This is a genomic window from Gemmatimonadaceae bacterium (genome assembly GCA_035606695.1).
GTDB lineage: Bacteria > Gemmatimonadota > Gemmatimonadetes > Gemmatimonadales > Gemmatimonadaceae > JAQBQB01.
Genome location: DATNEW010000035.1, coordinates 108,745 through 131,504, shown reverse-complemented (window position 1 = coordinate 131,504; position 22,760 = coordinate 108,745). Strand labels below are relative to the sequence as shown.

Below are 22,760 nucleotides of genomic sequence, written 5' to 3'. Positions count from 1 at the left end.
GGACGTGGACGCACAGAACGCACAGAACGCACAGAACGCACAGAACGCACCGAGCGAAGCGAGCGGAGCGAGCGACATGCGTGTCCCCGAGCGGCTCGTGCTGCTCGGACATCCCGTGGTGCACTCCCTGTCTCCCACGTTTCAGAACGCGGCGCTTCAGGCTGCGGGTATCCACGTCCGCTACGAGCCAGTCGACGTCGCGCCGCATGATCTGGAGACCGTGATCGCGCAGCTGCGCGGCGAAGGCGTCGCGGGAAACGTGACAGTGCCGTTCAAGGAGCGCATGCACGACGCGTGTGACGTGCTCACTCCGCTCGCGCGCCGCGTCGGGGCGGTAAACACGTTCTGGGTCGACGGTGAAGGGAGGTTGGTCGGCGACAACACCGACGTTGGCGGATTCGACGCCGCCGTGCGAGCTCGACTCATTCTCGAGCCCCGCGACATCACCATCGGCGTGCTTGGCGCGGGCGGCGCTGCCGCGGCGGTGCTCGCCGCGGTCGAAGCGTGGCCGGGGTGCTACGCGCACGTCTTCAATCGCACGCCGGAGCGCGCGCGAATTCTGTGTGAGCGATTCAGTACCGTGGCGCAACCGGTTGATGACGTCGGCGTCATCGAAGGCGCACAGCTTGTCGTGAATGCAACGTCCATTGGAATCCGGACCGACGATCTTCCGCTCGACCCCTCCGTGCTTGGGCCGGATACGCTCGTCTTCGATCTCGTATACGCCCGCGGCGAGACTCGCTTCGTGCGAACGCTGCGCGATCGCGGTATTCGTGCGATCGATGGGCTGCCGATGCTGGTCGAGCAAGGCGCACTGGCGTTCGAGCGATGGTTCGGCCACGCTCTCGGGTCCGACGCGCTGCGGAGTGTGATGTGGGAGGCCGCCACGTCAGCCTGACCCGTCCTTCGTTGTCAGCGCTGTCAGCGCTCAGGATGACCGCGCTGGAGCTATTCCTTCCGCGCGCCTGCCCAGTCTGCGACCGTTTGCTCGACCGGCGTGAAACGGGACTCGTCTGCGGCGCATGCTGGGCCCGCTTGCCGCTGTTGCCGGCACCGCGGTGCGATCGGTGCGGTCATCCCACGTATGGGCACGCCTGTCGTTGGTGCGAATTGCTCCCGCCTTACGTGCGCGCCGCACGCAGCGTCTGCTGGGCGGCCGGCGACGTCGGACTCGGCATCGTGCACACGCTCAAATACCTCGGCTGGCACGCGGTGGCGCCCGAGCTCGCCCTGCGGATGAGCCGCGCCTCGTGGCCGATCGACGTCATCGAGGAGCGCCGCGCGGTGATTCCCGTTCCGCTGTCGGCGAAGCGCCGGCGCGAGCGCGGGTACAATCAGAGTGAGCTGCTCGCGCGCGCGCTCGCCGGTCATTGGCGCGTGCCGTTGCTCGTCGATGCATTGGAACGCGTGCGGTACACCGAGACGCAGACGCGGTTGACACCGGGGGAGCGCCTCCGCAACGTTTCGGGCGCGTTTCGCGCGAGTCCATCGGCGCGAAACGTGCTTCGCGGCGGCCACGTTGTGCTGGTCGACGACGTCGTCACCACTGCCGCCACATTGAACGCGTGTGCTGCCGCGCTCTGCGATGGCGGCGCACGCATTGTTAGTTTTGTGACCTTCGGCCGCGCGCCGGCAATCACTGACAGAATTTAGAATTCCGAGCGTAGGGGCGAGCGGAGCAACGCGCCGAAGCAAGGAACTCGATCGGCGAAATTCCGAGCGGAGGTGCGAAGCGCCGAAGCAAGGAACTCGATCGGTGAAATTCCGAGCGGAGGTGCGAAGCGCCGAAGCAAGGAACAATAAAAAAAACGGAGACTTGGGATGGCCATTCGGGTCGGGATCAACGGGTTCGGACGCATCGGACGCCAGGTGCTGCGCGCCGCGCGGCAGCAGGGCGTGGCGGACATCGAGATCGTGGCGGTCAACGATCTGACGGATACGAAGACGCTCGCGCATCTCTTCAAGTACGACTCGGTGCATCGCACCTACGAGGGCGACGTCGAAGCCGCGAACGGATCGATCGTCGTGGACGGCGAAGACATCAAGGTATTCGCCGAGAAGGATCCGGCGCAGCTCAAGTGGAAGGACCTCGGCGTGGACATCGTGCTCGAATCGACCGGGCGCTTCACGGAGTCGGCGAAAGCGAAGGCGCACCTCGACGCCGGCGCGAAGAAGGTCATCATCTCCGCCCCCGCCAAGAACGAAGACATCACCATCGTGATGGGCGTGAACGAGACGAAGTACGACGCGGCCAAGCACAACATCATCTCGAACGCGTCGTGCACGACGAACTGTCTCGTGCCGATGGTGAAAGTGGTCCGCGACAACTTCGGCTTCGTGCGCGGCTCGATGGTCACGGTGCACAGCTACACCAACGATCAGAACATTCTCGACCTGCCGCACAAGGATCTGCGGCGCGCGCGCGCGGCGGCGATGTCGATCATTCCGACGACGACCGGCGCCGCGAAGGCGACGTCGCTCGTGATTCCGGAGCTCAAGGGGAAGATCGACGGCATCGCCATCCGGGTGCCGACGCCGGACGTGTCACTCACCGACCTGGCCGTCGTCGTCGAGAAACCGGTCACGGTGGCCGAGATCAACGCGGCGTTCAAGGCGGCGGCGGACGGTCCGATGAGCGGCATTCTGCAGTACACCGAAGAGGAGCTGGTCTCCTCCGATTTCATCGGCAATCCGCATTCGTGCATCTTCGACTCGAAGACGACGAACGTGGTGGACGGCACGCTGCTCAAGGTTTCGGGCTGGTATGACAACGAGTGGGGCTACTCGTCGCGGTGTGTGGATCTGTTGCGGTATGTGGGAGCGAGATTGTAGCGCAACAAAAATGATTCGACGACCACGTCAGACACGATCTGACCAGGTCGGGAAACCGACGTTGTCGGATTTGGTCAGACCTTGTCGTTGTTCCTCCGCTCAATTGCTTCGGCAAGCATGAATAAGAAAACCATCAACGATCTCTCCGCCGCCGAAATCAAAGGCCGCCGCGCCCTCGTCCGCGTCGACTTCAACGTGCCGCTCGAGCACGGACAGGTCGGCGACGACACGCGTATTCGCGCCGCGCTGCCCACGATCAAGGCGCTGCTCGCCAAAGGCGCGCGCGTCATCCTCATGTCACACCTCGGGCGGCCGAAGGGAAAACCCGAAGCCAAGTATTCGCTCCAGCCCGTCACGCGCCGGCTGCAGGAGTTGTTGCCCGACGTCAAAGTGGGGTTCGTCGAGAGCACCGACAGCGACGAAGCCGTGAAAGCCACGCACGACGATCGCGTGCAGGTCGTGTTGCTCGAGAACACGCGCTTCCTGGGCGGCGAAGAGGCGAACGAGGAACGCCTTGCCCGGGGTTTGGCGCAGCTCGGCGACTTCTTCGTGAACGACGCATTCGGCTCGGCGCATCGCGCGCACGCGTCGACCGAAGGCGTGGCGCACCACCTCAAGCCCGCCGTCGCCGGCCTGCTCATGCAGAAGGAGCTCGACTACCTGGGCAACGCATTAGAGAATGCTCAACGCCCGTTCGTCGCCGTGCTCGGCGGCGCCAAGATCTCGGGCAAGATCGACGTCATCGAACAGCTGCTGCCGAACGTCGATCAGCTCGTGATCGGCGGCGCCATGGCATGCACGTTCTTCCGCGCCATGGGTCTGGAGACCGGCAAGTCGCTCGTCGAAGGGGATCGAGTCGACATGGCGAAAGACCTGCTCGCGCGCGGGGGCAAGAAGCTCGTGTTGCCGAGTGATGCGCTGGTCGCCCCATCGTTGGAGGAGGCGGCGAAGAGCCACGCCGTCGCGCGCGACGCGATTCCCGCCGGCGAAGCGATGTTCGACATCGGTCCCAGGTCGGCGCAGGAATTCGCGCGCATCATCGGCGCCGCGAAGACGGTCGTCTGGAACGGACCGATGGGCGTTTTCGAGACCAAGCCGTTCGACGCCGGCACGAAGGCCGTCGCGCACGCGATGACCGAGGCCACAAAAAAAGGCGCGACGACGATCGTCGGCGGCGGCGATTCGGCGGCGGCCGTCGAAGAGCTCGGCCTCGCGGACGAGATGAGCCATGTCTCGACCGGCGGCGGCGCCTCGCTCGAATTCCTCGAGGGAAAGGCGCTGCCCGGCGTCACCGCGCTCGACGACAAGTAACGATCAATACTCACGTGCGTCGCCCCATCTTCGCGGCAAATTGGAAAATGAATCTCGGGCCGACGGAGGCCCGCGCGTTCATGGCGGCGTTCACCGCGAAATGGGCGCCGCGCTCGGACCGCACGATCATTTTTTTCCCGCCCGCGCTCTCGCTGACGACCGTCGCGCACGCGCTCGCGAGCCGCTCCGACATCGCGCTCGGCGTGCAGAACATCTGGACGGAAGACAAAGGCGCATTCACCGGCGAGAACTCGGCGCCGATGGCGAAAGACGCCGGCGCGAGCTACGTCCTCGTCGGCCACTCGGAGCGTCGACACGTCTTCGGCGAAACCGATGAGCAGACCGCGAAGAAATGCGCGGCCGCGGTGCGCCACGGTCTCACTCCGATCCTGTGCGTCGGCGAGCTGTTGAGTGAGCGGGAGCAGGGCATCACGAACGACGTCGTGGTGCGTCAGCTGCGCGCCGGAGTGTCGGAGCTCGCGACCGATGCGATTGCCGCCATGGCGATCGCATACGAGCCGGTGTGGGCGATTGGCACCGGCAAGACCGCGACGCCGCACGACGCCAACGCGGTGCATTCCGTCATTCGACAGGCGATGGCCGAAATTGTCGGAGCTGCATCGAATGAGACACCGGTCCTCTACGGCGGCAGCGTCACACCGGGCAACTGTTCGACGCTGTTGTCCGCGGAGTGGGTCGACGGCTTGCTGGTTGGCGGGGCGAGTCTCGACGTGGACGCGTGGGTGACGACCTGTCGCACCTGAGACCGCCGCCACGCGCCGGTACACGACACTTGACGACACGGGCTAAGTCTTGTGATATTTAAGGCTTACATCCCGCCACGCTGAGCCAGCCCGATGCTGTATACCATCCTTCTCATCCTTCTCGTCATTGACAGCATCATCCTCATCGTCGCCGTGCTGATGCAGTCCGGTCAGGGCGGTGGAATGGCGGCGTCGTTCGGTGGCGTCTCCAGCTCGGCAAGCTCGTTCCTGGGCACCCGGCAAACGGGCAACCTGCTGACGAAGGCAAGCTGGTGGTGCGGCGGTTTGTTCCTCGGATTGTCGTTCTTGCTCGCGCTCGCTTCGACGCGCGGCCGTGCACCCAAGTCGGTGCTCGATCAGACGTTCGCTCCGGCAACCGCGCCCGTGCCGGCAGCACCGGCGGGCGGTGCGAATCCCGCGGTTCCGCTTTCACCGGCGCCTAGCGCGAACACCCCCGCTACTGGTGCGGCGCCAGGTGCAGCGCCAGGTGCAGCGACACCTCCGGCAACGACCACGCAGCCGGCGAACCCTGCGACGAAGAAGCCGTAACTCACGTGGCTCAGCGTCGTGGACGGCCAGGGTTCCTTCTCCTCGAAGACGGAACCCTTTTTCGTGGTCAAATAGCTACAACCGAAGCCACCACAGTGGCGGAGGTCGTGTTCACGACGAACATGAGCGGCTATCAGGAAGTCTTTACGGATCCGTCATTTCGCGGACAGATCGTGGTGATGACGGCGCCGATGATCGGCAACTACGGCGTCAACACCGCCGATCCCGAATCGGCGCGGCCGCAGGTGGCCGGCGTGGTCGCGCGCGAATTGTCGCGCACGTACTCGAACTGGCGCGCCGAAGGCGATTTGCTCACGTGGCTCGATGAGGCACAAGTTCCCGCGCTCGAAGAAGTTGATACGCGGCGCCTCACGCGACATCTCCGCAGCGCCGGCGTGATGCGCGGTGTCATCGCCCTCGGCACCGAGCCGACGCGCGAAGCGCTCGCCGTGCTCGATGCCTGTCCGCCGATGGAAGGCCTCGACCTCGCATCCGTCGTTTCGACGCCGGAGCGCTACACGTGGGGCAATCCGGATGCGCCGTATCACATCGTCGCGTACGATTACGGCATCAAGCGCAACATCTTACGGCTCTTCGCCGAACACGAGTGTCGCATCACCGTCATTCCCGCCGAAACGACGGCTGACGAAGCGCTGAGTCTCGAACCGAACGGCGTGTTCCTCTCGAACGGCCCCGGCGATCCCGACGCGGTGACGTATGCGCCGGAAATCGTGCGCGAAATCGCGGACCGCGGCGTGCCGATTTTTGGTATCTGCCTGGGACATCAGATTTTGGGGCTCACGTACGGTGCGCGCACGGTGAAGATGCCGTACGGCCACCGCGGTGGAAATCACCCGGTGAAGGAGATCGCGACGGGACGCGTCCTGATCACCTCGCAGAATCACGGATTCGCGGTCGAAGGCACCGAGACCGCGATTCCAGGGGCGCCCGAGCTCGAGGTCACGCACGTGAATCTCAACGACGGCACGGTCGAAGGGCTCAAGCATCGCGAACGGCCGATCTTTGCGGTGCAATACCACCCCGAGGCGGCGCCCGGGCCGCACGACGCCCGCCCGCTGTTCGACGAGTTCATCAAAACCGTTCGTTCCCACGCCGGCTCGTCGACGCCATCAAGTGAGCCAAACTCTTGACACATAAGAGTTAACGTCGCTAAGTTCGGTAAGCGTGCCCCCCTCCCAGGGCGCCTGAACATGAGGCATTCGAATGACCAAAGCTGACCTGGTCGAACGCGTCACGGCTCAGATTTCCCGCACCGCTGGGCCGATGATCTCCAAGAAAGATTGCGCCCGCGTGGTCGACGCGTTTCTCGAGTCGATCAAGGAAGCGCTTCAGACGCAAAAGAACATCGAAGTGCGCGGGTTCGGCACCTTCAAGATTCGCCATCGCAAGACACGCATGGCGCGGAACCCTCGGACCGGCTCACCGGTGGAAGTCTCGGCCCGGCCCGTTCCCGTGTTCAAGCCCTCGAAGGAACTGCGCGCCATGGTCGCCGGCGTCGACATCAGTCAGCTCGAGGACGAAGAGGAACTCTCGGAGGCATAAGCACTTTCGCGTTCCGATTTCATGCGCGGCTCGATGCGAATGGCATCGGGCCGTTGTCGTTTATGGGTTGACTGGGCGTATGGGCGTATGGACGCGTAGGCGCATGGGCGTGCCGACAGGATAATATTCGTGCGAGTCGCGCTAGGCTCTTTGACGTTCGCCCATACGCCCATACGCCCATACGCCCATACGCCCGCTTCATGAAAATCTCCGTCCTCCTCTTCGCTTCCTACGCCGACAAGCTCGGCACGAGCTCGCTTTCGGTCGAGCTCGACGACGGCTCGACGGTCGGCGAGTTGATGGGACGCGTCCGCACGTTGCCTGGTGCCGAGCGTTTGCCGGACGAGCCGCTCGTCGCGGTAAATCAGAGCTACGCCAAACGCGACTTCCGGCTATCGCCGGGCGACGAAGTCGCGATCATTCCACCAGTTGCGGGTGGTTGATGCGCACCGCGATCGTCGAGCGCGCGCTCGATCCGGCCGCACTGCTTCGTGAAGTCGCCAACGATGCGAACGGCGCGGCCATCGTGTTCGTCGGCACCGTGCGCAACGTGAACGACGGACACACGGTGACCGGCATGGAATACAGCGCCTATCGCGGAATGGCCGAGCGTGAGCTCGATGCGATCGCGCGCGAGGCGGTCGAATGCTTTGGCAGCGACGACATCGTCGTCGAGCACCGGATCGGCACGCTCGCGCTTGGCGACGCGAGCGTGGTCATCGCGGTTGCACACCCCCACCGCGGCAAGGCATACGACGCGAGCCGCTACGTGATCGAGGAGCTCAAGAAGCGCGTGCCGATCTGGAAGCGCGAGCACTACGTCGACGGGAGGCGTGAATGGGTCGACCCGACGCACTAGGCCGGCCGCTCGGCAGCCTTCGGATTTCGGTTACCGATCGCTGCAACCTGCGCTGCCGCTACTGCATGCCGCAGGAGAGCTACGAGTGGCTGCCGCGCGCCGACCTGCTCAGCTTCGAGGAGATCGCCCGCGTCGCGCGGATCTTCACTTCGCTTGGCGTCGACAAGATTCGCCTCACCGGCGGCGAGCCGCTGCTGCGCAGCAACCTGCCGACCCTCATTCGGCTGCTCGATGAAGACGAGCGTGTGCGCGATCTCGCGATGACGACGAACGGCGTGCTGCTGGCCGAGCATGCGGAAGCGTTGCGCGCCGCGGGTCTTCGGCGCGTGACGGTGAGCCTCGACACGCTGCGACCCGACCGCTTCGCCGAGCTCACGCGTCGTTCGCTGCACGACCGCGTGCTGCGCGGCATTGCGTCGCTGAGCGACGCAGGCTTCACGGCGACCAAGCTCGACTCGGTGGTCATCCGCGGCCGCAACGACGACGAGCTCGCGGATCTGATCGAATTCGGCCGCGCCGTGAACGCCGAAGTGCGCTTCATCGAGTACATGGACGTCGGCGGCGCGACACACTGGTCGATGGACCAGGTTGTATCGCGCGCCGAGATGCTCGCGCGGCTCGAGGAGCGGTTCGGGTGGATCGAGGCGCTCGCGCCGGTCGACGCCGCGCCGGCCGAGCGATTCCGGTTGTCGGACGGCACGACGTTCGGCATCATCGCGTCGACGACCGCGCCCTTCTGCCGCACGTGCGATCGCAGCCGCCTCACCGCCGACGGACTGTGGTATTTGTGTCTCTACTCGCCGCGCGGCACGGATCTCCGCGGGCCGCTGCGAGACGGCGCGACCGACGAGGAGATCGCCCACATCATCGAATCAGTCTGGTCGGCTCGGCGCGATCGCGGTGCCGAAGTGCGGGCGAGTGTGCCGGAGCGCGATGTGCTCGTCGGCATCGAGCGGTTGAAGCGCGATCCGCATCTGGAGATGCACACGCGTGGCGGATGACTGTTTGTCATCCGGAGCGAAGCTTCGCGCGTCGGCTCGAAGTTGTTAGCTTTCGCTTCGTACCTCACCTCTAAAGCGAACCCAACATGGTCAACAAAATTACGGTCGTCGGCGCGGGCAATGTCGGCGCGACGACCGCTCAGCGCGTCGCGGAGAAAGAGCTCGCTCGCACCGTCGTGATGGTGGACGTCGTCGAAGGCGTGCCGCAGGGCAAAGGCCTCGACCAGTGGCAGTCGGCGCCCATCGAAGGCTACGATTCGCGCATCATCGGCACGAACGGCTACGCCGAGACGGCGGATTCGGACATCGTGATCATCACGGCGGGCATCGCGCGCAAGCCGGGCATGTCGCGCGACGATCTGCTCAACACCAACGCCGGCATCGTCAAGTCGGTGTCGGAAGAGATCAAGAAGACGTCGCCCAAGGCGATCGTCATCGTCGTCTCCAATCCGCTCGACGTCATGTGCTACGTCGCGAAAGAAGTCACCGGCTTCCCGCGCGAGCGCGTGCTCGGCATGGCCGGAGTGCTCGACACCGCGCGCTATCGCGCGTTCCTCGCCACGGAGCTCGATTGTTCGGTGCGTGACATTCAGGCCATGGTGCTCGGCGGCCACGGCGACACGATGGTGCCGTTGATCAGCTACACGAGCGTGAGCGGGATTCCCATCACGCAGCTCATGGAAAAGAGCAAGCTCGACGCGATCGTCGACCGCACGCGAAACGGCGGCGCCGAGATCGTGAAGCATCTCAAGACCGGATCGGCATACTATGCGCCGTCGGCGGGCGCGGTGCAGATGGCGGAAGCGATCGTCAACGATCAGCGGCGCATTCTGCCATGCGCCGCCTGGCTGGACGGCGAGTACGGCATGAAGGGCCTGTTCCTTGGCGTGCCGTGCAAGCTTGGACGCAAGGGACTCGAGAAGGTGATCGAGGTCGAGCTCACGAAGGACGAACGCGCCGCGCTCGAGAAGAGCGCCGAAGCAGTCCGCGATCCGATGAAGGCCGTGAAGCTGTGAGATGAGCCAGCTCGCGACGTTCTACCGCTCGACCATCGGTAAGAAAATCATCATGGGGGTGACGGGGCTGATCGGTATCGGCTTCCTGATCCTCCATGTGGCCGGGAACCTTCAGGCGTTCGAAGGTCAATCCAAACTCAACGAATACAGCGCGATGCTGCACGGCCCGGCGAGCGAGCTGCTGTGGCTCGTCCGTATCGTGCTGATCGTGTCGGTCGTGCTCCATGTGCTGATGGCGTATCAGCTCACCATGCGCTCGCAAGCCGCGCGGCCGATCGGGTATCAGCGCCGCGTGCCGCAGGTGTCGACGCTCGCGTCGCGCACCATGAAGTGGGGCGGGGTGTTCCTGCTGCTCTTCATCATCTTCCACATCCTGCACTTCACGACGGAAACGATCGATCCGGCGGGTTGGCGCGGAATGACGGACATTCACGGCCAGCACGACATCTACGGCAACGTCGTCGCGAGCTTTCGCATCTGGTGGGTGGCGCTCGTCTACATCGTCGCGATGGTGTTTCTGGGACTGCATCTCTATCACGGCGCCTGGTCGTCGGTGCGCACGCTCGGCCACGCCAAGCAGTCGCCCAATCCGCTGCATCGCCGCGTCGCGGCCATCGTCGCGATCGCGCTGTGGGCGGGATTCACGCTCGTTCCGGTCGGCGTCATCGTCGGCCTCATTCGTTAGCCATGACACTGGACCTTCGGTCGAAGACTCCGAGCGGGCCGCTCGAGCGCAAATGGGACAAGCACCGCTTCGAGATGAAGCTGGTAAATCCCGCGAACAAGCGGAAATACACAGTCATCGTCGTCGGCTCGGGGTTGGCGGGCGGCGCGGCCGCCGCGTCGCTGTCGGAGTTGGGCTACAACGTCAAGTGCTTCTGCTTCCAGGATTCGCCGCGGCGCGCGCACTCGATCGCCGCGCAGGGCGGCATCAACGCGGCGAAGAATTATCAGAACGACGGCGACAGCGTTCAGCGGTTGTTTTACGACACGGTGAAGGGTGGTGATTTCCGCTCGCGCGAGGCGAACGTGTATCGCCTGGCGCAGGTGAGCGTGAACATCATCGACCAGTGCGTGGCGCAGGGCGTGCCGTTCGCGCGCGAGTACGGCGGTCTGCTGACCAATCGCTCGTTCGGCGGCGCGCAGGTGTCGCGCACCTTTTACGCGCGCGGGCAAACGGGACAGCAGTTGTTGCTCGGTGCGTACCAGGCGCTCGAGAAGGAGATCGCCAAGGGCGGCGTCACGATGTTTCCGCGCACCGAGATGCTCGATCTCATCGTGGTGAACGGTCGTGCGCGCGGGATCGTCACGCGCGACATGGTCACCGGCGCCATCGACGCGCATGCGGGCGACGCCGTGCTGCTGGCGACGGGCGGCTACTCGAACGTCTTCTACCTCTCGACGAACGCGAAAGGCTCGAACGCCACGGCGATCTGGCGCGCATACAAGCGCGGCGCGGCGTTCGCGAATCCGTGCTTCACGCAGATCCACCCGACGTGCATTCCGCAGAGCGGCGAACATCAGTCGAAGCTCACGCTGATGTCGGAGTCGCTGCGCAACGACGGCCGCGTGTGGGTGCCGAAGCGCAAGGAAGATTGCGGCAAGTCACCGAAGGACGTTCCGGAGCAGGACCGCGACTACTATCTCGAGCGCAAGTATCCGAGCTTCGGCAATCTCTCGCCGCGCGACATTGCGTCGCGCGCCGCGAAGGAAGTGTGCGACGAGGGGCGCGGGGTCGGTCCCGGCGGCCGCGGCGTGTATCTCGATTTCGCCGACGCCATCAAACGCGTCGGCAAAGAGAAGATCGCCGAGCGATACGGCAATCTGTTCGAGATGTACGAGCGCATCACGGATGAGAATCCGTACGAGGTACCCATGCGCATCTACCCGGCGCCGCATTACACCATGGGCGGCCTCTGGGTGGATTACAACCTCATGAGCACGATCCCGGGCTTGCACGTCGGCGGCGAAGCGAATTTCTCGGATCACGGCGCGAATCGTTTGGGCGCGAGCGCGCTCATGCAGGGATTGGCCGACGGCTACTTCGTCCTGCCGCTCACGCTCGGCGACTATTTCGGCGCGAACAAGCTCGAGCCGATTTCGGAAAGTTCAACAGAAGTGACAACGACGCTCGATGGCGTTCGCCAGCGCACGCAACGCCTGCTGTCGATCAATGGCAGCCGCACCGTGGCGTCGATTCATCGCGAGCTCGGCCACATCATGTGGGAATACTGCGGGATGGCGCGAAGCGCCGAAGGACTCAACAAGGCGCTGGAGCTCATACCGAAATTGCGTGAAGAATTCTGGCGCGACGTGCGCGTGATGGGCACGGGCGAAGAGCTGAATCAGTCGCTCGAGCACGCGGGTCGCGTCGCGGACTTCTTGGAGCTCGCCGAGTTGATGTGTATCGACGCGCTGCATCGCGAGGAGTCGTGCGGCGGGCATTTCCGCGTCGAGCATCAGACGCCGGACGGCGAAGCACTGCGTCACGACGATCGGTTTGCGTATGTCGCGGCGTGGGAATACGCCGGTGACAATCAACCGCCCGTGCTCAACAAGGAGCCGCTGACGTTCGAGAACGTGGCGCTCTCGCAGCGGAGTTACAAGTGACCGAGCGCCCGTCATTCCGAGGAGCGGAGCGACGAGGCATCTTGCGTCTCGTGCGCCTAGCCGGCCTCTCTATCGTGATACCAGATCCCTCGCATTCGCTCGGGATGACAGCATGAAGTTGATACTCCACGTGTGGCGCCAACCAAGCGCCGATGCACCGGGTGCGCTCGAGCGCTACGACGCGCCGGACGTCAGCCCGGACATGTCGTTCCTCGAAATGCTCGACACGGTGAACGAAGCGCTGGTCGAGTCGGGCAAGGCACCGATCGCGTTCGATCATGACTGCCGCGAAGGTATTTGCGGGTCGTGCGGCATCATGATCAACGGGGTCGCGCACGGACCGATGAAAGGCACCGCGACGTGCCAGCTGCACATGCGCAGCTTCAAGGACGGTGACGAGATCTACATCGAGCCGTGGCGGTCACGCGCGTTTCCGGTGATCAAGGACCTGGTGGTGAATCGCGGCGCGCTCGATCGCATCATCGCCGCGGGCGGCTACGTCTCGGTGAACACCGGCGGCGCGCGGGACGCGAATGCGATCCTGGTTCCGAAGCAGGACGCCGACGCCTCGATGGATGCGGCGGCGTGCATCGGGTGCGGTGCATGCATCGCGGCGTGTCCGAACGGCTCGGCCTCGCTCTTCACCGCGGCGAAGATCTCGCATCTCGGCTTGATGCCGCAGGGTCAGCCCGAGCGTTCGCGCCGCGCCTTGCGCATGGTCGCGCAGATGGATGCCGAGGAGTTCGGCCATTGCACGCTGTATGGCGAATGCCAGGAGGCGTGTCCGAAGGAGATTTCGATCGACACCATCGCGCGGATGAATCGCGATTATCTGGTGGCGACCGCGAAGAAGCGGGAAGAGAAGGTGCTGGGAGGCGTCGGGTAGCGCGGAAGACCAGAAAAAGATCGCACGCGGACTAACGCTGACACATCGCGGGCTAACGCGGACGACACCAGAACACCACAACAGCGAAAGAATAAGAAAAGCCGCGGGTCCACTAACCGATTCTCGCCTCGGTGCCGGGGCCGTGGCTTTCGTCCGCGTTAGCCCGTGCGGTGCCAGCGTTAGTCCGCGTGCGATCTTTTTCTGGTCTGCGACATTAGGAATCTCCAATGCGCGCGCCGGTTGCCGAACTCGGCCGAGCGAGCCATGTTGGGGCATGGCCTCCATCTACGTCTACAACCTGACCTGGAATTCGCTCCCGATCACCGTGAACAACGGAGCGGAGACCGTCGTTGGCGGTGCGAGCGGGGTGCCGCCCTACACGCCGGCGCAGACGGGGGTGCCGTTCTCGGGATCGCCGGCGGCCGGGACGTTCGGACCGGGTCCCAATTTTCTCACGGTGATGGACGAAGCGCTGGGCCCATGGAACGTCGTCGTCGTCTGTCCGGAACGCCCGAATGACTGTTGCCTGTACCTCGCGCAGCGCGAGGCGTTTCTCTTCGACGCTCAGGGTGCATTGCTCGGACAGTGGTAGGCGCTCGCCGGGCTCGCCCTCTCGAGACGCTGAGACGCTGACGCGCTGACGCGCTGACGCGCTGACGGGCGCTTCGTCAGAGCTTCGGCAGCGTGACTCCGACCTGGCTCTGATATTTGCCGCCCTTGTCCTTGTACGAGACCTCGGGCTCTTCCTCGCCGCGGAAGAACAGCACCTGCGCGATGCCTTCATTCGCGTAGATCTTCGCCGGCAGCGGCGTCGTGTTCGAGATCTCGAGCGTCACGAAGCCTTCCCACTCGGGCTCGAAGGGCGTGACGTTCGTGATGATGCCGCACCGCGCGTACGTCGATTTGCCGACGGTCACCGTGAGCACGTTGCGCGGAATGCGGAAGTATTCGACCGATCGCGCGAGCGCGAACGAGTTAGGCGGCACGATGCAGACGTCGCCTTCGTATTCGACGAAGGATTTCGGATCGAACGCCTTGGGGTCGACGATCGAGTTCAGGACGTTGGTGAAGATCCTGAATTCGCGCGCGACACGCATGTCGTAGCCGTACGAGCTCACGCCGTACGAGATCACGCCTTTGCGGACCTGCCGGTCCTCGAACGGTTCGATCATACGATGGTCGCGAGCCATTCGGGTGATCCAGCGGTCGGACATGATGGTCATGCGTTGGGCGATGGGCGGTGGGCGATGGGCGGGCTCGGCGCAGCCATGCGTCGGCCATTGGACGCGTGAAGCTATGCGAACGGCGCATGACACTCAACCGCGAGAACGAATCACGCCCAGCACCCATCGCCCATCGCCCATCGCCCATCGCATTGACCCGCGTTTCAGGCACTGATTAGTTTTCCCACGCTGGACTTAGTGAAAGATTTCACGAAGTTGGGAGACACATGCTTCACACGTACTTCCCAGTCCTGCTCCTGCTCGGCTTCGTCATCCTCAATGGGGTGATGATGCTCGGGCTCTCCCACCTCACACTCCGCCCCCGGCCCTCGGCCGTCAAAGACACACCGTACGAATCCGGCATGCCACCCCTGGGAGACGCGCACGAGCGCTTCTCCGTGAAGTTCTACATGGTGGCCGTGCTGTTCATTCTGTTCGACATCGAGACGGTGTTCATGATTCCGTGGGGCGCGTACTACCGGCAATTGTCGTGTACGTCGCCGCTCGTCAACGACATATGCCCGAAGGGACAGATGTCGCTCTTTGGCTTGAGCGAGATGCTTGTGTTCATCGCCATCCTGCTCGTCGGCTTCATCTACGTGTGGAAGAAGGGAGCGTTGCAATGGGACTGAGCCGCAGCGAACGCACCGACTCATCCGCGTCGCGCGACCGCGAGAATACCGCAATTACCACGGACGTCCCGTGGACGCTCACGACGCTCGACAAGCTGGTGAACTGGGGCCGCTCGAACTCGCTGTGGCCGATGCCGTTCGGCACCGCGTGCTGCGCGATCGAGTTCATGGCGTCCGCGGCGAGCAAGTACGATCTGGCCCGTTTCGGCATGGAACGGCAGGCGTTCTCGCCGCGGCAAGCCGACGTGCTCATCTGCGCCGGCCGTGTGCCGTTCAAGCTTGCGCCGGTATTGCGGCGCATCTGGCAGCAGATGCCGCAGCCGAAGTGGTGCATCTCGATGGGCGCGTGCGCCTCGTCGGGCAACGGCATCTTCGACAATTACGCGGTGGTGCAGGGCATCGACAACATCATTCCGGTCGACGTCTACGTGCCGGGATGTCCGCCGCGTCCCGAGGGCCTGCTGTACGGCATCCTGATGCTGCAGAAGAAAGTCATGAACGAGCGCTCCGGCGATCCCTCGCTCCGCAACGAGATGGAGCCTGATCCGAAGAGCCAGCTCTACATTGCGCCGGAGGTGATCGACGAACTGTCGGAGCCGTTCGGCAACTCCGTTCATCAGACACGTTCCGGGTTGTGATACGCCTGTGAGCTCGAGCTTTCAACCGGTCGTTGCAGGCAGCGCGGCGGGACCGTCCGCGCCCGCGCCGACGACGCAAAAAAACGTTCCGCATCGCGGGGGCGAGGCCAATCCCTCGGCCGCCGCGCTCACGCAGCAGTTCGGGGCCGCGATCAAGGCCGTGACGGTCGTGTGGGGTGAGACGACGGTGATCGTCGACACCGCCAGGCTGCACGACATCGTGCAGTGGCTGCACGACGACCCGTCGCAGCGCTACGACTACCTCTCCGACGTGACGGCGGTCGAGTTTAGAGATCTCGAACAGCCCCTCGAGGTCGTGTGGCATCTGCGCTCGTTGCCCTGGCGGCGATTTATTCGCATAAAGGTACTAATTGAGAAGGGCGCCGCGCTCGACGTGCCCAGCGTGTGGGACATCTACAAAGCCGCCGACTGGATGGAACGCGAGTGCTACGACATGTTCGGCATCACGTTCTCGGGCCATCCGGATTTGCGCCGGCTGCTCATGTGGGAGCAGTACAAGGAGGGCTTTCCGCTGCGCAAGGACTTCCCGCTGCGCGGCCGCTTCAGCCGCTCCGAGCAGCTGCGCCAGGCGCTCGCCGCAAATCCGGAAGCGCGCTACTCCAAGGATGAGCTCTCGATCGCCGACGCGTTCGAGGATCTGCCCGCCGACATGCGGCGTCGCCTGACGTCCGGCGAAAAGGTGGGAGAGTAGCCGATGGCGACGACAAAACGCACAGTCGAAGTCGAACTGTCGACGAACGCGCTGGATTCGGAAGGCCGTCCCGTTCGGCGCGCGCTCGGCGTGGACGACGGCGGCAACGTCATCACGCAGGAGCTGCCGTGGGAGCCGGAACCGGATCTCTCGAGCGAGCACATGCTCATCAACATCGGGCCGCAGCATCCGGCGACGCACGGCGTGTTGCGCCTGGTGCTCGAGCTCGATGGCGAGACCGTGGTGCGGTGCATCCCGCACATCGGCTATCTGCACTGCGGCTTCGAGAAGACGGGCGAATACCGGCAGTACAATCAGATCATCCCATACACCGATCGTGAGGATTATCTAAACTCGCCGGGCAATAACGTCGCCTTCTCTCTTGGCGCCGAACGGTTGTTCGGGCTGGAGATCACCGAGCGGTGCAAGGTGCTGCGCGTGATCGTGTGCGAGCTGTCGCGCATCATCTCCCATCTCGTGTGGACGGGCACGACGTGCATCGACATCGGCGCCTATACGCCGTTCCTGTGGGCGTTCCAGCAGCGTGAGAAGGTGTACGAGCTGCTCGAGTCCTGGGTCGGCGCGCGCCTCACGACGACGATCACGCGCGTGGGCGGCATGGCCGCCGACATTCCGGACGGCTGGCTCGAGATGCTGGGCGCCTTCGTCAACACGTTCCCGAAGGTGGTCGACGAGATCGATCGCGTCGTCACGAAGAACGGCATCTGGGTCGGCCGCACGGTCGGCTTGGGCGTGATGTCGCCCGAGGAAGCGGTGAACTACGGACTCTCGGGTCCGATGATTCGCGCGTCCGGCGTCGCGTACGACGTCCGCAAGGATTTCCCGTATCTCGATTACGAGACGTACGATTTCGAGGTGCCGGTGGGCACGAACGGCGACGTCTACGATCGCTACCTCGTGCGCATGGAAGAGCTGCGGCAGTCGGTGCGCATCATCGCGCAGGCGATGAAGCGGTTGCCCGACGGGCCGGTGAACGTCGACGACCACCGCGTCATTCTGCCGCCCAAGAGCAAGGCGACGAGCGACATGGAATCGATGATCCACCACTTCAAGCAGGTGATGGAAGGTCCGCGTCCGCCGATCGGCGAGTGCTACGTTCCGGTCGAAAGCCCCAAAGGTGAGAAGGGGTACTACATGGTGTCCGACGGCTCGTCGAAGCCGGTGCGCTGGCGCATTCGGCCGCCGTCGTTCGTGAACCTGTCGGCGATTCCGCGCATGGTCGAAGGGCACTTGCTCTCCGACGTCATCGCGATCAATGCCTCGATCGACATCGTGATGGGGGAGATCGATCGATGACCGACGCCGCCTACTTCCGCGTGCATCGCGAAGTGAACGACCTCCGCGCGCCGGCGGACGCGTCGCACGCCGATCACGAGCACGCGCCGTACTCGCCGGTGTTCACCGCCGGCAGCGCGCGCCGCAAGGAGCTCGACCAGGTCATCTCGCGCTATCCGACGAAGATGGCGGCGCTCCTGCCCGCGCTCTGGATGGTGCAGCACGAACACGGCTGGGTGAGCGACGACGGCATGGCCGAAGTCGCCGAGGTGCTCGAGCTCACGCCGGCGTACGTGAAAGGCGTGGTGACGTTCTACACGATGTACCACCAGCATCCGGTCGGCCGCCATTTCATTCAGGTGTGCACGACGTCGCCGTGCAACGTCTGCGGCGCCGAAGGCGTGGTGGAAGCGTTCCTCAAGGCGACCGGCTGCGAGGAGCTCGGCCAGACGTCGAGCGACGGCAAGTACACGGTGATCGAAGTCGAATGCCTTGGCGCATGCGGCTTCGCGACGCCGGTCATGATCAACGAAGACTTCATTGAATCGGTCACGCCCGATCGCGTGCCCGAGATTCTCGGCGAACTGAAATGAGTCATTGCTTCTTCCTTCGGCGCTTCGCACCTCCGGTCGAAGTTCGGACATTCAAGTTTTAACATGGGCTATCCACATACGCCGCACGCGCGCGAAACGCCCGTCCTCTCCAAGTATTTCGGGGACAAAGAGGCGCAGACGCTCGATGGGTGGAAGAAGCGCGGCGGCTACACCGCGTTCGAGAAAGCGCTCGGCATGCAGCCGGCGGAGATCGTCGACGTCGTGAAGAACTCCGGCCTGCGCGGCCGCGGCGGCGCGGGCTTTCCGACCGGCGTGAAGTGGTCGTTCATGAAGCCGGGCGACGGCAAGCCGCACTATCTCTGTTGCAACGCCGACGAGTCCGAGCCGGGGACGTTCAAAGATCGCGAAATCATGCGGTGGACGCCGCATGCCCTGATCGAGGGCTGCGCGATCGGCTCATACGCCATCGGCGCCGAGACGTGCTACATCTACATTCGCGGTGAGTTCACGGAGCCGATTGCGCGCGTCGAAGCGGGCCTCAAGGAGTGCTACGCGGCCGGCATTCTCGGCAAGAACGCGATGGGTACCGGCAAGACGGTGAACATCTACGTGCACCGCGGCGCGGGCGCGTACATCTGCGGTGAAGAGACGGCCTTGATGAACTCGATCGAGGGCCGCCGGGGGAACCCGCGCATCAAGCCGCCGTTCCCGGCGGTGTCGGGCGTCTTCGCGTCGCCGACGACGATCAACAACGTCGAGACGCTGGCCGCGGTGCCGCACATTCTGAACAATGGCGCCGACTGGTACAAACAGTGGATGCGCGCGGACAACCCAAAGAGCACCGGCACGAAGCTGTATTCCGTCTGCGGCAACATTCAGAAGCCCGGCAACTACGAAGTGCCGATGGGCTTTCCTTTTAGAGATTTCTTATACGACCTGTGCGGCGGCCCGCTGCCGGGGCGCAAGTTCAAGGCGATCATCCCGGGCGGCATCTCGGTGCCCATCCAGACGCTGGAAGAAGCCGAAGCGAGCGTGATGGACTATGAAGGCTTCGTGGCGCAGGGAACGATGCTCGGCTCGGGCGGTGTGATCGTCATCGACGACGCGCAGAATCTCGTGAAGCAGATCGCGCGCGCCGCGCGCTTCTTCGCGCACGAGAGCTGCGCGCAGTGTACGCAGTGCCGCGAAGGCACGGCGTGGACGACGAAGATTCTCGAACGCATCGTCGCGGGGGACGGGACGCCCGAGGACCTGGACACCTTATTGGAAATCGGCGAGAACATGACGGCCAAGACGATCTGCGTCTTGAGCGACTCGTGCGCGACGCCGGTGAAGTCGGGCATCGAGAAGTTCCGCGGCGACTTCGAGGCGCTGATCAAGAAGAAGAAGCATTTCCTCGTCCCGGCGGTGGCTTAAATGGGCGATATGATCAATCTGACCATAGAAGGACGCCAGGTCAGCGTGCCGCCGGGCACGTCGATTCTCGAAGCGGCGAAGTACGCGGGCATCCTGATCCCGCACTACTGCTACCACCCGGGACTTCCCGTCGCCGGTGTGTGCCGGATGTGCCTCGTCGAAGTCGAGAAGATGCCGAAGCTCGCGCCCTCGTGCGCGACCGTGGCGTCCGAAGGACAAGTCGTTCACGTGCACTCCGAGAAGGCGCTCGAGGCGCGCAAAGGCGTGCTCGAGATGCTGCTCATCAACCATCCACTCGATTGTCCGATCTGCGATCAGGCGGGCGAGTGCGAGCTCCAGGACTACACGTATAAGGAAGGGCGCAGCGAGGGACGCTATCGCGATCCCAAGCGCTTCAATCCGGTGGAGGACTTCGGCGGCGACGTGATGTACACCGCCAACCGCTGCATCCTCTGCACGCGCTGCGTGCGATTCATGGATGACGTGGCGAAGGATTCCGTCCTCAACGTGAGCGAGCGGGGCGATCGCGCGCTCATCGGCAAGTTCGAGGGCAAGGACCTGACGCATGCGTGGGCGGGGAACGTCATCGATCTGTGCCCCGTGGGCGCGCTGCTCTCGAAGGATTCGCTCAACAAGGCGCGTGCCTGGGAGCTCGACCGCACGGCTTCGGTGTGCCCGAATTGTTCGCAGGGCTGCAACATCATCGTCGAGACGCGCGACAACACGGTGGTGAAGCTTCGCCCGCGTCCGAACGATCAGGTCAACAAGTATTTCATGTGCGACTACGGCCGCTTGAACTATCGCTGGATGAACCGGCAGGATCGCGTCGACACGCCGATGATCCGCCACGGCACCAGGCTGCACGGTATCGATTGGGAGTTGGCGCTGCAGGAAGCGGCGCGATTGCTCAACGGCAAGAAGGCATACGTCCTCGCATCGCCCATGCTGTCGAACGAGGCGCTCTACCTGCTTGGCGAGCTCGTGAAAAAGACGAGCGGCACCGGCGCGTTTCGCGTGGAGCAAGGCGACGAAGCGCCGCTGCCCGGCGTTGAAGATCTCTCATTGCGCCGCGATCGCGCGGCCAATGTGCGCGGCGCCGAATTGTTCGGCTTCGCGCGCAGTGACAATCCGCTCGCGAAGCTCGGCGCCGGTGACGTGCTCGTCGTCGCCGACGAGGAGCTCGTCGGGCTCGACGCGGCCGACGTCGCGAAGGCCGGGGCGATCATCGTCATCGGCACGACGCTGCCGCCGTGGGCCAAGCACGCGGCGAACGTCGTGCTGCCGATCGCGAACTTCACCGAAGAAGAAGGCACGTTCACGAACCTGCGCGGGCACGTGCAGCGCTTCATGCAAGCGAAACAGGCGCCGGGCTTCGCACGGCCGAGCTGGTATGTGCTCTCCGACCTGCTCGCGGAAGCGGGCGTGAAGACGAACTACTCGCTCGCGTCCGACGTCTTCAAGGCGTTGGCGGGTGCGCGATCCGAGTTCGCCGGCATGTCGTACGACACGCTGGGGCTCAAGGGCCGCAGCGTCGCCGGCGCGACGGCGGGAGCGAGCGCATGATCATCACGACCCTCATGCAAGCGGTCGCGCAAACGACGACCTCGAGCAACGGCGTCGAGCATCTCGTGCCGCCGGCAAGCACCGGCTTCTGGTTCCTGATGACGGTCGTGAAGATGCTCGTTCTCTTCACGATCTATATGGTCGGCGTGATGATGGTGATCTGGGCCGAGCGGCGCATTTGCGCGTTCATCCAGGATCGGCGCGGGCCGAATCGCGTTGGACCGCACGGCTTGCTGCAGTCGGTCGCCGACGGCGTCAAGAACATCATGAAAGAGGAGACGTACCCGAAGGCGGCGTACATGCCCCTCTTCATCCTCGCGCCCGTGATGTCGTTCATTCCCGCGCTGCTCACCTGGTCGGTCATTCCGTACGGCGCGCCGTGGGATTCCAAGTGGGGCACGATCGACATGGCACTCGCGCCGCTGCCGATCGGCTACCTCTTCATGCTCGCGATCTCTTCGCTCGGCGTGTATGGCATCGTGCTCGCCGGCTGGTCGTCGAACAACAAATACGCGTTGCTCGGCGGCTTGCGGTCGAGCGCGCAGATGATCTCGTACGAGATCTCGATGGGCATGGCGACGATTCCGGTGCTGATCCTCGCCGGCAACGTCTCGCTGAATCAGATCGTCGCGCAGCAGGCCGGGCGCGGTTTGCACTGGAACGTCATCAATCTCACGATCGCGTTCTTCGTGTTCATCGTCGCGGCGTTCGCCGAGACGAACCGCGTGCCGTTCGACCTGCCGGAGGCGGAATCGGAGCTCGTCGCCGGCTACCACGCCGAATACAGCGCGATGAAGTTCTCGATGTTCTTCATCGCCGAGTATGCGAACGTGATGACGGCGAGCGCGCTGATGGCGACGCTGTTCTTCGGCGGCTGGGACATTCCGTTCACGGTGTGGGACAACGTCGCGCCGCACACGCTGCTCAAGACGCTGCTCACGTTCGGATTCTTCTGGGCGAAGATCCTGTTCTTCGTGTTCGTGTTCATCTGGGTGCGCTGGACGCTGCCGCGTTTCCGCTACGATCAGCTCATGGCGCTCGGCTGGAAGTTCATGCTGCCGGTGGCGCTTTCGTATATCGTCATCGTCGCGGCGGTCACGTTTGGATTGGACTACAGCGGCATTCATCCGCAGTCGCCGTACTTCGCGCTCGTCATGCTCGGCGTGAACATCGTGCTGCTCGGCATTCTGCTGGGCGTGGTGGATCGCGGGCGCTTGATCAGTCCCGCGTACTCGCGCCTCGACAAACGCAATATCGAAAAGCTTCGTCGCGCCCGGTATGATCGCGTGCGCTTCGAGCCGGTTCGGAACGAGGGAGGAGCAGACTGATGACCAT

At 64.1% G+C, this 22,760-nt stretch carries 25 protein-coding genes; 24 read left to right on the top strand and 1 reads right to left on the bottom strand.

Annotated elements, in window-relative coordinates; translation table 11 throughout:
• Window positions 1–4: 4 nt before the first annotated feature.
• From VN706_19535 to VN706_19460, 16 genes are all read left to right on the top strand, one after another.
• Window positions 5–898 carry a shikimate dehydrogenase gene (locus tag VN706_19535; GenBank protein ID HXT17839.1) on the top strand — a complete coding sequence of 298 codons (894 nt, stop codon included), beginning with the start codon at window positions 5–7 and terminating at the stop codon, window positions 896–898.
• A gap of 227 nt (window positions 899–1,125) precedes the next feature.
• Window positions 1,126–1,653 (top strand): phosphoribosyltransferase family protein, encoded by a 528-nt coding sequence (locus tag VN706_19530; GenBank protein HXT17838.1) that lies wholly within the window; start codon window positions 1,126–1,128, stop codon window positions 1,651–1,653.
• A gap of 168 nt (window positions 1,654–1,821) precedes the next feature.
• Entirely contained in the window at window positions 1,822–2,832 is a 1,011-nt protein-coding gene (gap, locus tag VN706_19525) for a type I glyceraldehyde-3-phosphate dehydrogenase (GenBank protein ID HXT17837.1), read from the top strand.
• Between the two features lie 117 nt (window positions 2,833–2,949).
• Window positions 2,950–4,143, top strand: a complete 1,194-nt coding sequence (locus VN706_19520; GenBank protein HXT17836.1) for a phosphoglycerate kinase — start codon at window positions 2,950–2,952, stop codon at window positions 4,141–4,143.
• 14 nt (window positions 4,144–4,157) lie between these two features.
• The gene (tpiA, locus tag VN706_19515) at window positions 4,158–4,907 is read left to right on the top strand and encodes a triose-phosphate isomerase (protein ID HXT17835.1); all 750 of its coding nucleotides are present in this window, start codon (window positions 4,158–4,160) and stop codon (window positions 4,905–4,907) included.
• Between the two features lie 93 nt (window positions 4,908–5,000).
• Window positions 5,001–5,456 (top strand): preprotein translocase subunit SecG, encoded by a 456-nt coding sequence (gene secG / locus VN706_19510; GenBank protein HXT17834.1) that lies wholly within the window; start codon window positions 5,001–5,003, stop codon window positions 5,454–5,456.
• Between the two features lie 5 nt (window positions 5,457–5,461).
• On the top strand, window positions 5,462–6,607 hold the full coding sequence (gene carA / locus VN706_19505) for a glutamine-hydrolyzing carbamoyl-phosphate synthase small subunit (GenBank protein ID HXT17833.1): 1,146 nt from the start codon (window positions 5,462–5,464) through the stop codon (window positions 6,605–6,607).
• 73 nt (window positions 6,608–6,680) lie between these two features.
• Window positions 6,681–7,019, top strand: coding sequence for an HU family DNA-binding protein (locus VN706_19500; protein HXT17832.1), 339 nt, complete (start codon window positions 6,681–6,683; stop codon window positions 7,017–7,019).
• Window positions 7,020–7,219: 200 nt separating this feature from the next.
• Window positions 7,220–7,462 carry a molybdopterin converting factor subunit 1 gene (moaD, locus tag VN706_19495; protein HXT17831.1) on the top strand — a complete coding sequence of 81 codons (243 nt, stop codon included), beginning with the start codon at window positions 7,220–7,222 and terminating at the stop codon, window positions 7,460–7,462.
• The gene (locus tag VN706_19490; protein HXT17830.1) at window positions 7,462–7,878 is read left to right on the top strand and encodes a molybdenum cofactor biosynthesis protein MoaE; all 417 of its coding nucleotides are present in this window, start codon (window positions 7,462–7,464) and stop codon (window positions 7,876–7,878) included. Before moaD ends, VN706_19490 begins: the two co-directional genes overlap by 1 nt.
• A complete protein-coding gene (moaA, locus tag VN706_19485; GenBank protein ID HXT17829.1) occupies window positions 7,857–8,879 on the top strand; it encodes a GTP 3',8-cyclase MoaA in 1,023 nt (340 codons plus the stop codon). Before VN706_19490 ends, moaA begins: the two co-directional genes overlap by 22 nt.
• An 86-nt stretch (window positions 8,880–8,965) precedes the next feature.
• The gene (mdh, locus tag VN706_19480) at window positions 8,966–9,895 is read left to right on the top strand and encodes a malate dehydrogenase (GenBank protein ID HXT17828.1); all 930 of its coding nucleotides are present in this window, start codon (window positions 8,966–8,968) and stop codon (window positions 9,893–9,895) included.
• Between the two features lies 1 nt (window position 9,896).
• The gene (locus tag VN706_19475; GenBank protein HXT17827.1) at window positions 9,897–10,580 is read left to right on the top strand and encodes a succinate dehydrogenase cytochrome b subunit; all 684 of its coding nucleotides are present in this window, start codon (window positions 9,897–9,899) and stop codon (window positions 10,578–10,580) included.
• 2 nt (window positions 10,581–10,582) lie between these two features.
• A complete protein-coding gene (locus VN706_19470) occupies window positions 10,583–12,505 on the top strand; it encodes a fumarate reductase/succinate dehydrogenase flavoprotein subunit (GenBank protein ID HXT17826.1) in 1,923 nt (640 codons plus the stop codon).
• A gap of 112 nt (window positions 12,506–12,617) precedes the next feature.
• Window positions 12,618–13,391, top strand: a complete 774-nt coding sequence (locus VN706_19465; GenBank protein HXT17825.1) for a succinate dehydrogenase/fumarate reductase iron-sulfur subunit — start codon at window positions 12,618–12,620, stop codon at window positions 13,389–13,391.
• 274 nt (window positions 13,392–13,665) lie between these two features.
• Entirely contained in the window at window positions 13,666–13,983 is a 318-nt protein-coding gene (locus tag VN706_19460) for a hypothetical protein (GenBank protein HXT17824.1), read from the top strand.
• Window positions 13,984–14,059: 76 nt separating this feature from the next.
• On the opposite strand, the gene dcd is transcribed toward VN706_19460, so the two are convergent.
• Window positions 14,060–14,614 (bottom strand): dCTP deaminase, encoded by a 555-nt coding sequence (gene dcd / locus VN706_19455; protein ID HXT17823.1) that lies wholly within the window; start codon window positions 14,612–14,614, stop codon window positions 14,060–14,062.
• A gap of 227 nt (window positions 14,615–14,841) precedes the next feature.
• Between dcd and ndhC the strand changes: the two genes are divergently transcribed.
• The 8 genes from ndhC to nuoH all read left to right on the top strand — a co-directional run bounded on the left by ndhC (window position 14,842) and on the right by nuoH (window position 22,753).
• Window positions 14,842–15,246: an NADH-quinone oxidoreductase subunit A gene (gene ndhC, locus VN706_19450; GenBank protein HXT17822.1), complete on the top strand. Its 405-nt coding sequence runs from the start codon at window positions 14,842–14,844 to the stop codon at window positions 15,244–15,246.
• Entirely contained in the window at window positions 15,237–15,884 is a 648-nt protein-coding gene (locus VN706_19445) for an NADH-quinone oxidoreductase subunit B family protein (GenBank protein HXT17821.1), read from the top strand. The genes ndhC and VN706_19445 overlap by 10 nt, the downstream gene beginning before the upstream one ends.
• Before the next feature lie 7 nt (window positions 15,885–15,891).
• A complete protein-coding gene (locus tag VN706_19440; protein ID HXT17820.1) occupies window positions 15,892–16,596 on the top strand; it encodes an NADH-quinone oxidoreductase subunit C in 705 nt (234 codons plus the stop codon).
• A 3-nt stretch (window positions 16,597–16,599) separates the two neighbouring features.
• Window positions 16,600–17,913, top strand: coding sequence for an NADH dehydrogenase (quinone) subunit D (nuoD, locus tag VN706_19435; protein HXT17819.1), 1,314 nt, complete (start codon window positions 16,600–16,602; stop codon window positions 17,911–17,913).
• On the top strand, window positions 17,910–18,485 hold the full coding sequence (locus VN706_19430; protein ID HXT17818.1) for an NAD(P)H-dependent oxidoreductase subunit E: 576 nt from the start codon (window positions 17,910–17,912) through the stop codon (window positions 18,483–18,485). Before nuoD ends, VN706_19430 begins: the two co-directional genes overlap by 4 nt.
• 63 nt (window positions 18,486–18,548) lie before the next feature.
• Window positions 18,549–19,862 carry an NADH-quinone oxidoreductase subunit NuoF gene (nuoF, locus tag VN706_19425; protein ID HXT17817.1) on the top strand — a complete coding sequence of 438 codons (1,314 nt, stop codon included), beginning with the start codon at window positions 18,549–18,551 and terminating at the stop codon, window positions 19,860–19,862.
• A complete protein-coding gene (locus VN706_19420) occupies window positions 19,863–21,425 on the top strand; it encodes a molybdopterin-dependent oxidoreductase (GenBank protein ID HXT17816.1) in 1,563 nt (520 codons plus the stop codon).
• Window positions 21,422–22,753: an NADH-quinone oxidoreductase subunit NuoH gene (gene nuoH / locus VN706_19415; protein ID HXT17815.1), complete on the top strand. Its 1,332-nt coding sequence runs from the start codon at window positions 21,422–21,424 to the stop codon at window positions 22,751–22,753. Before VN706_19420 ends, nuoH begins: the two co-directional genes overlap by 4 nt.
• The last annotated feature ends 7 nt before the right edge of the window (window positions 22,754–22,760 follow it).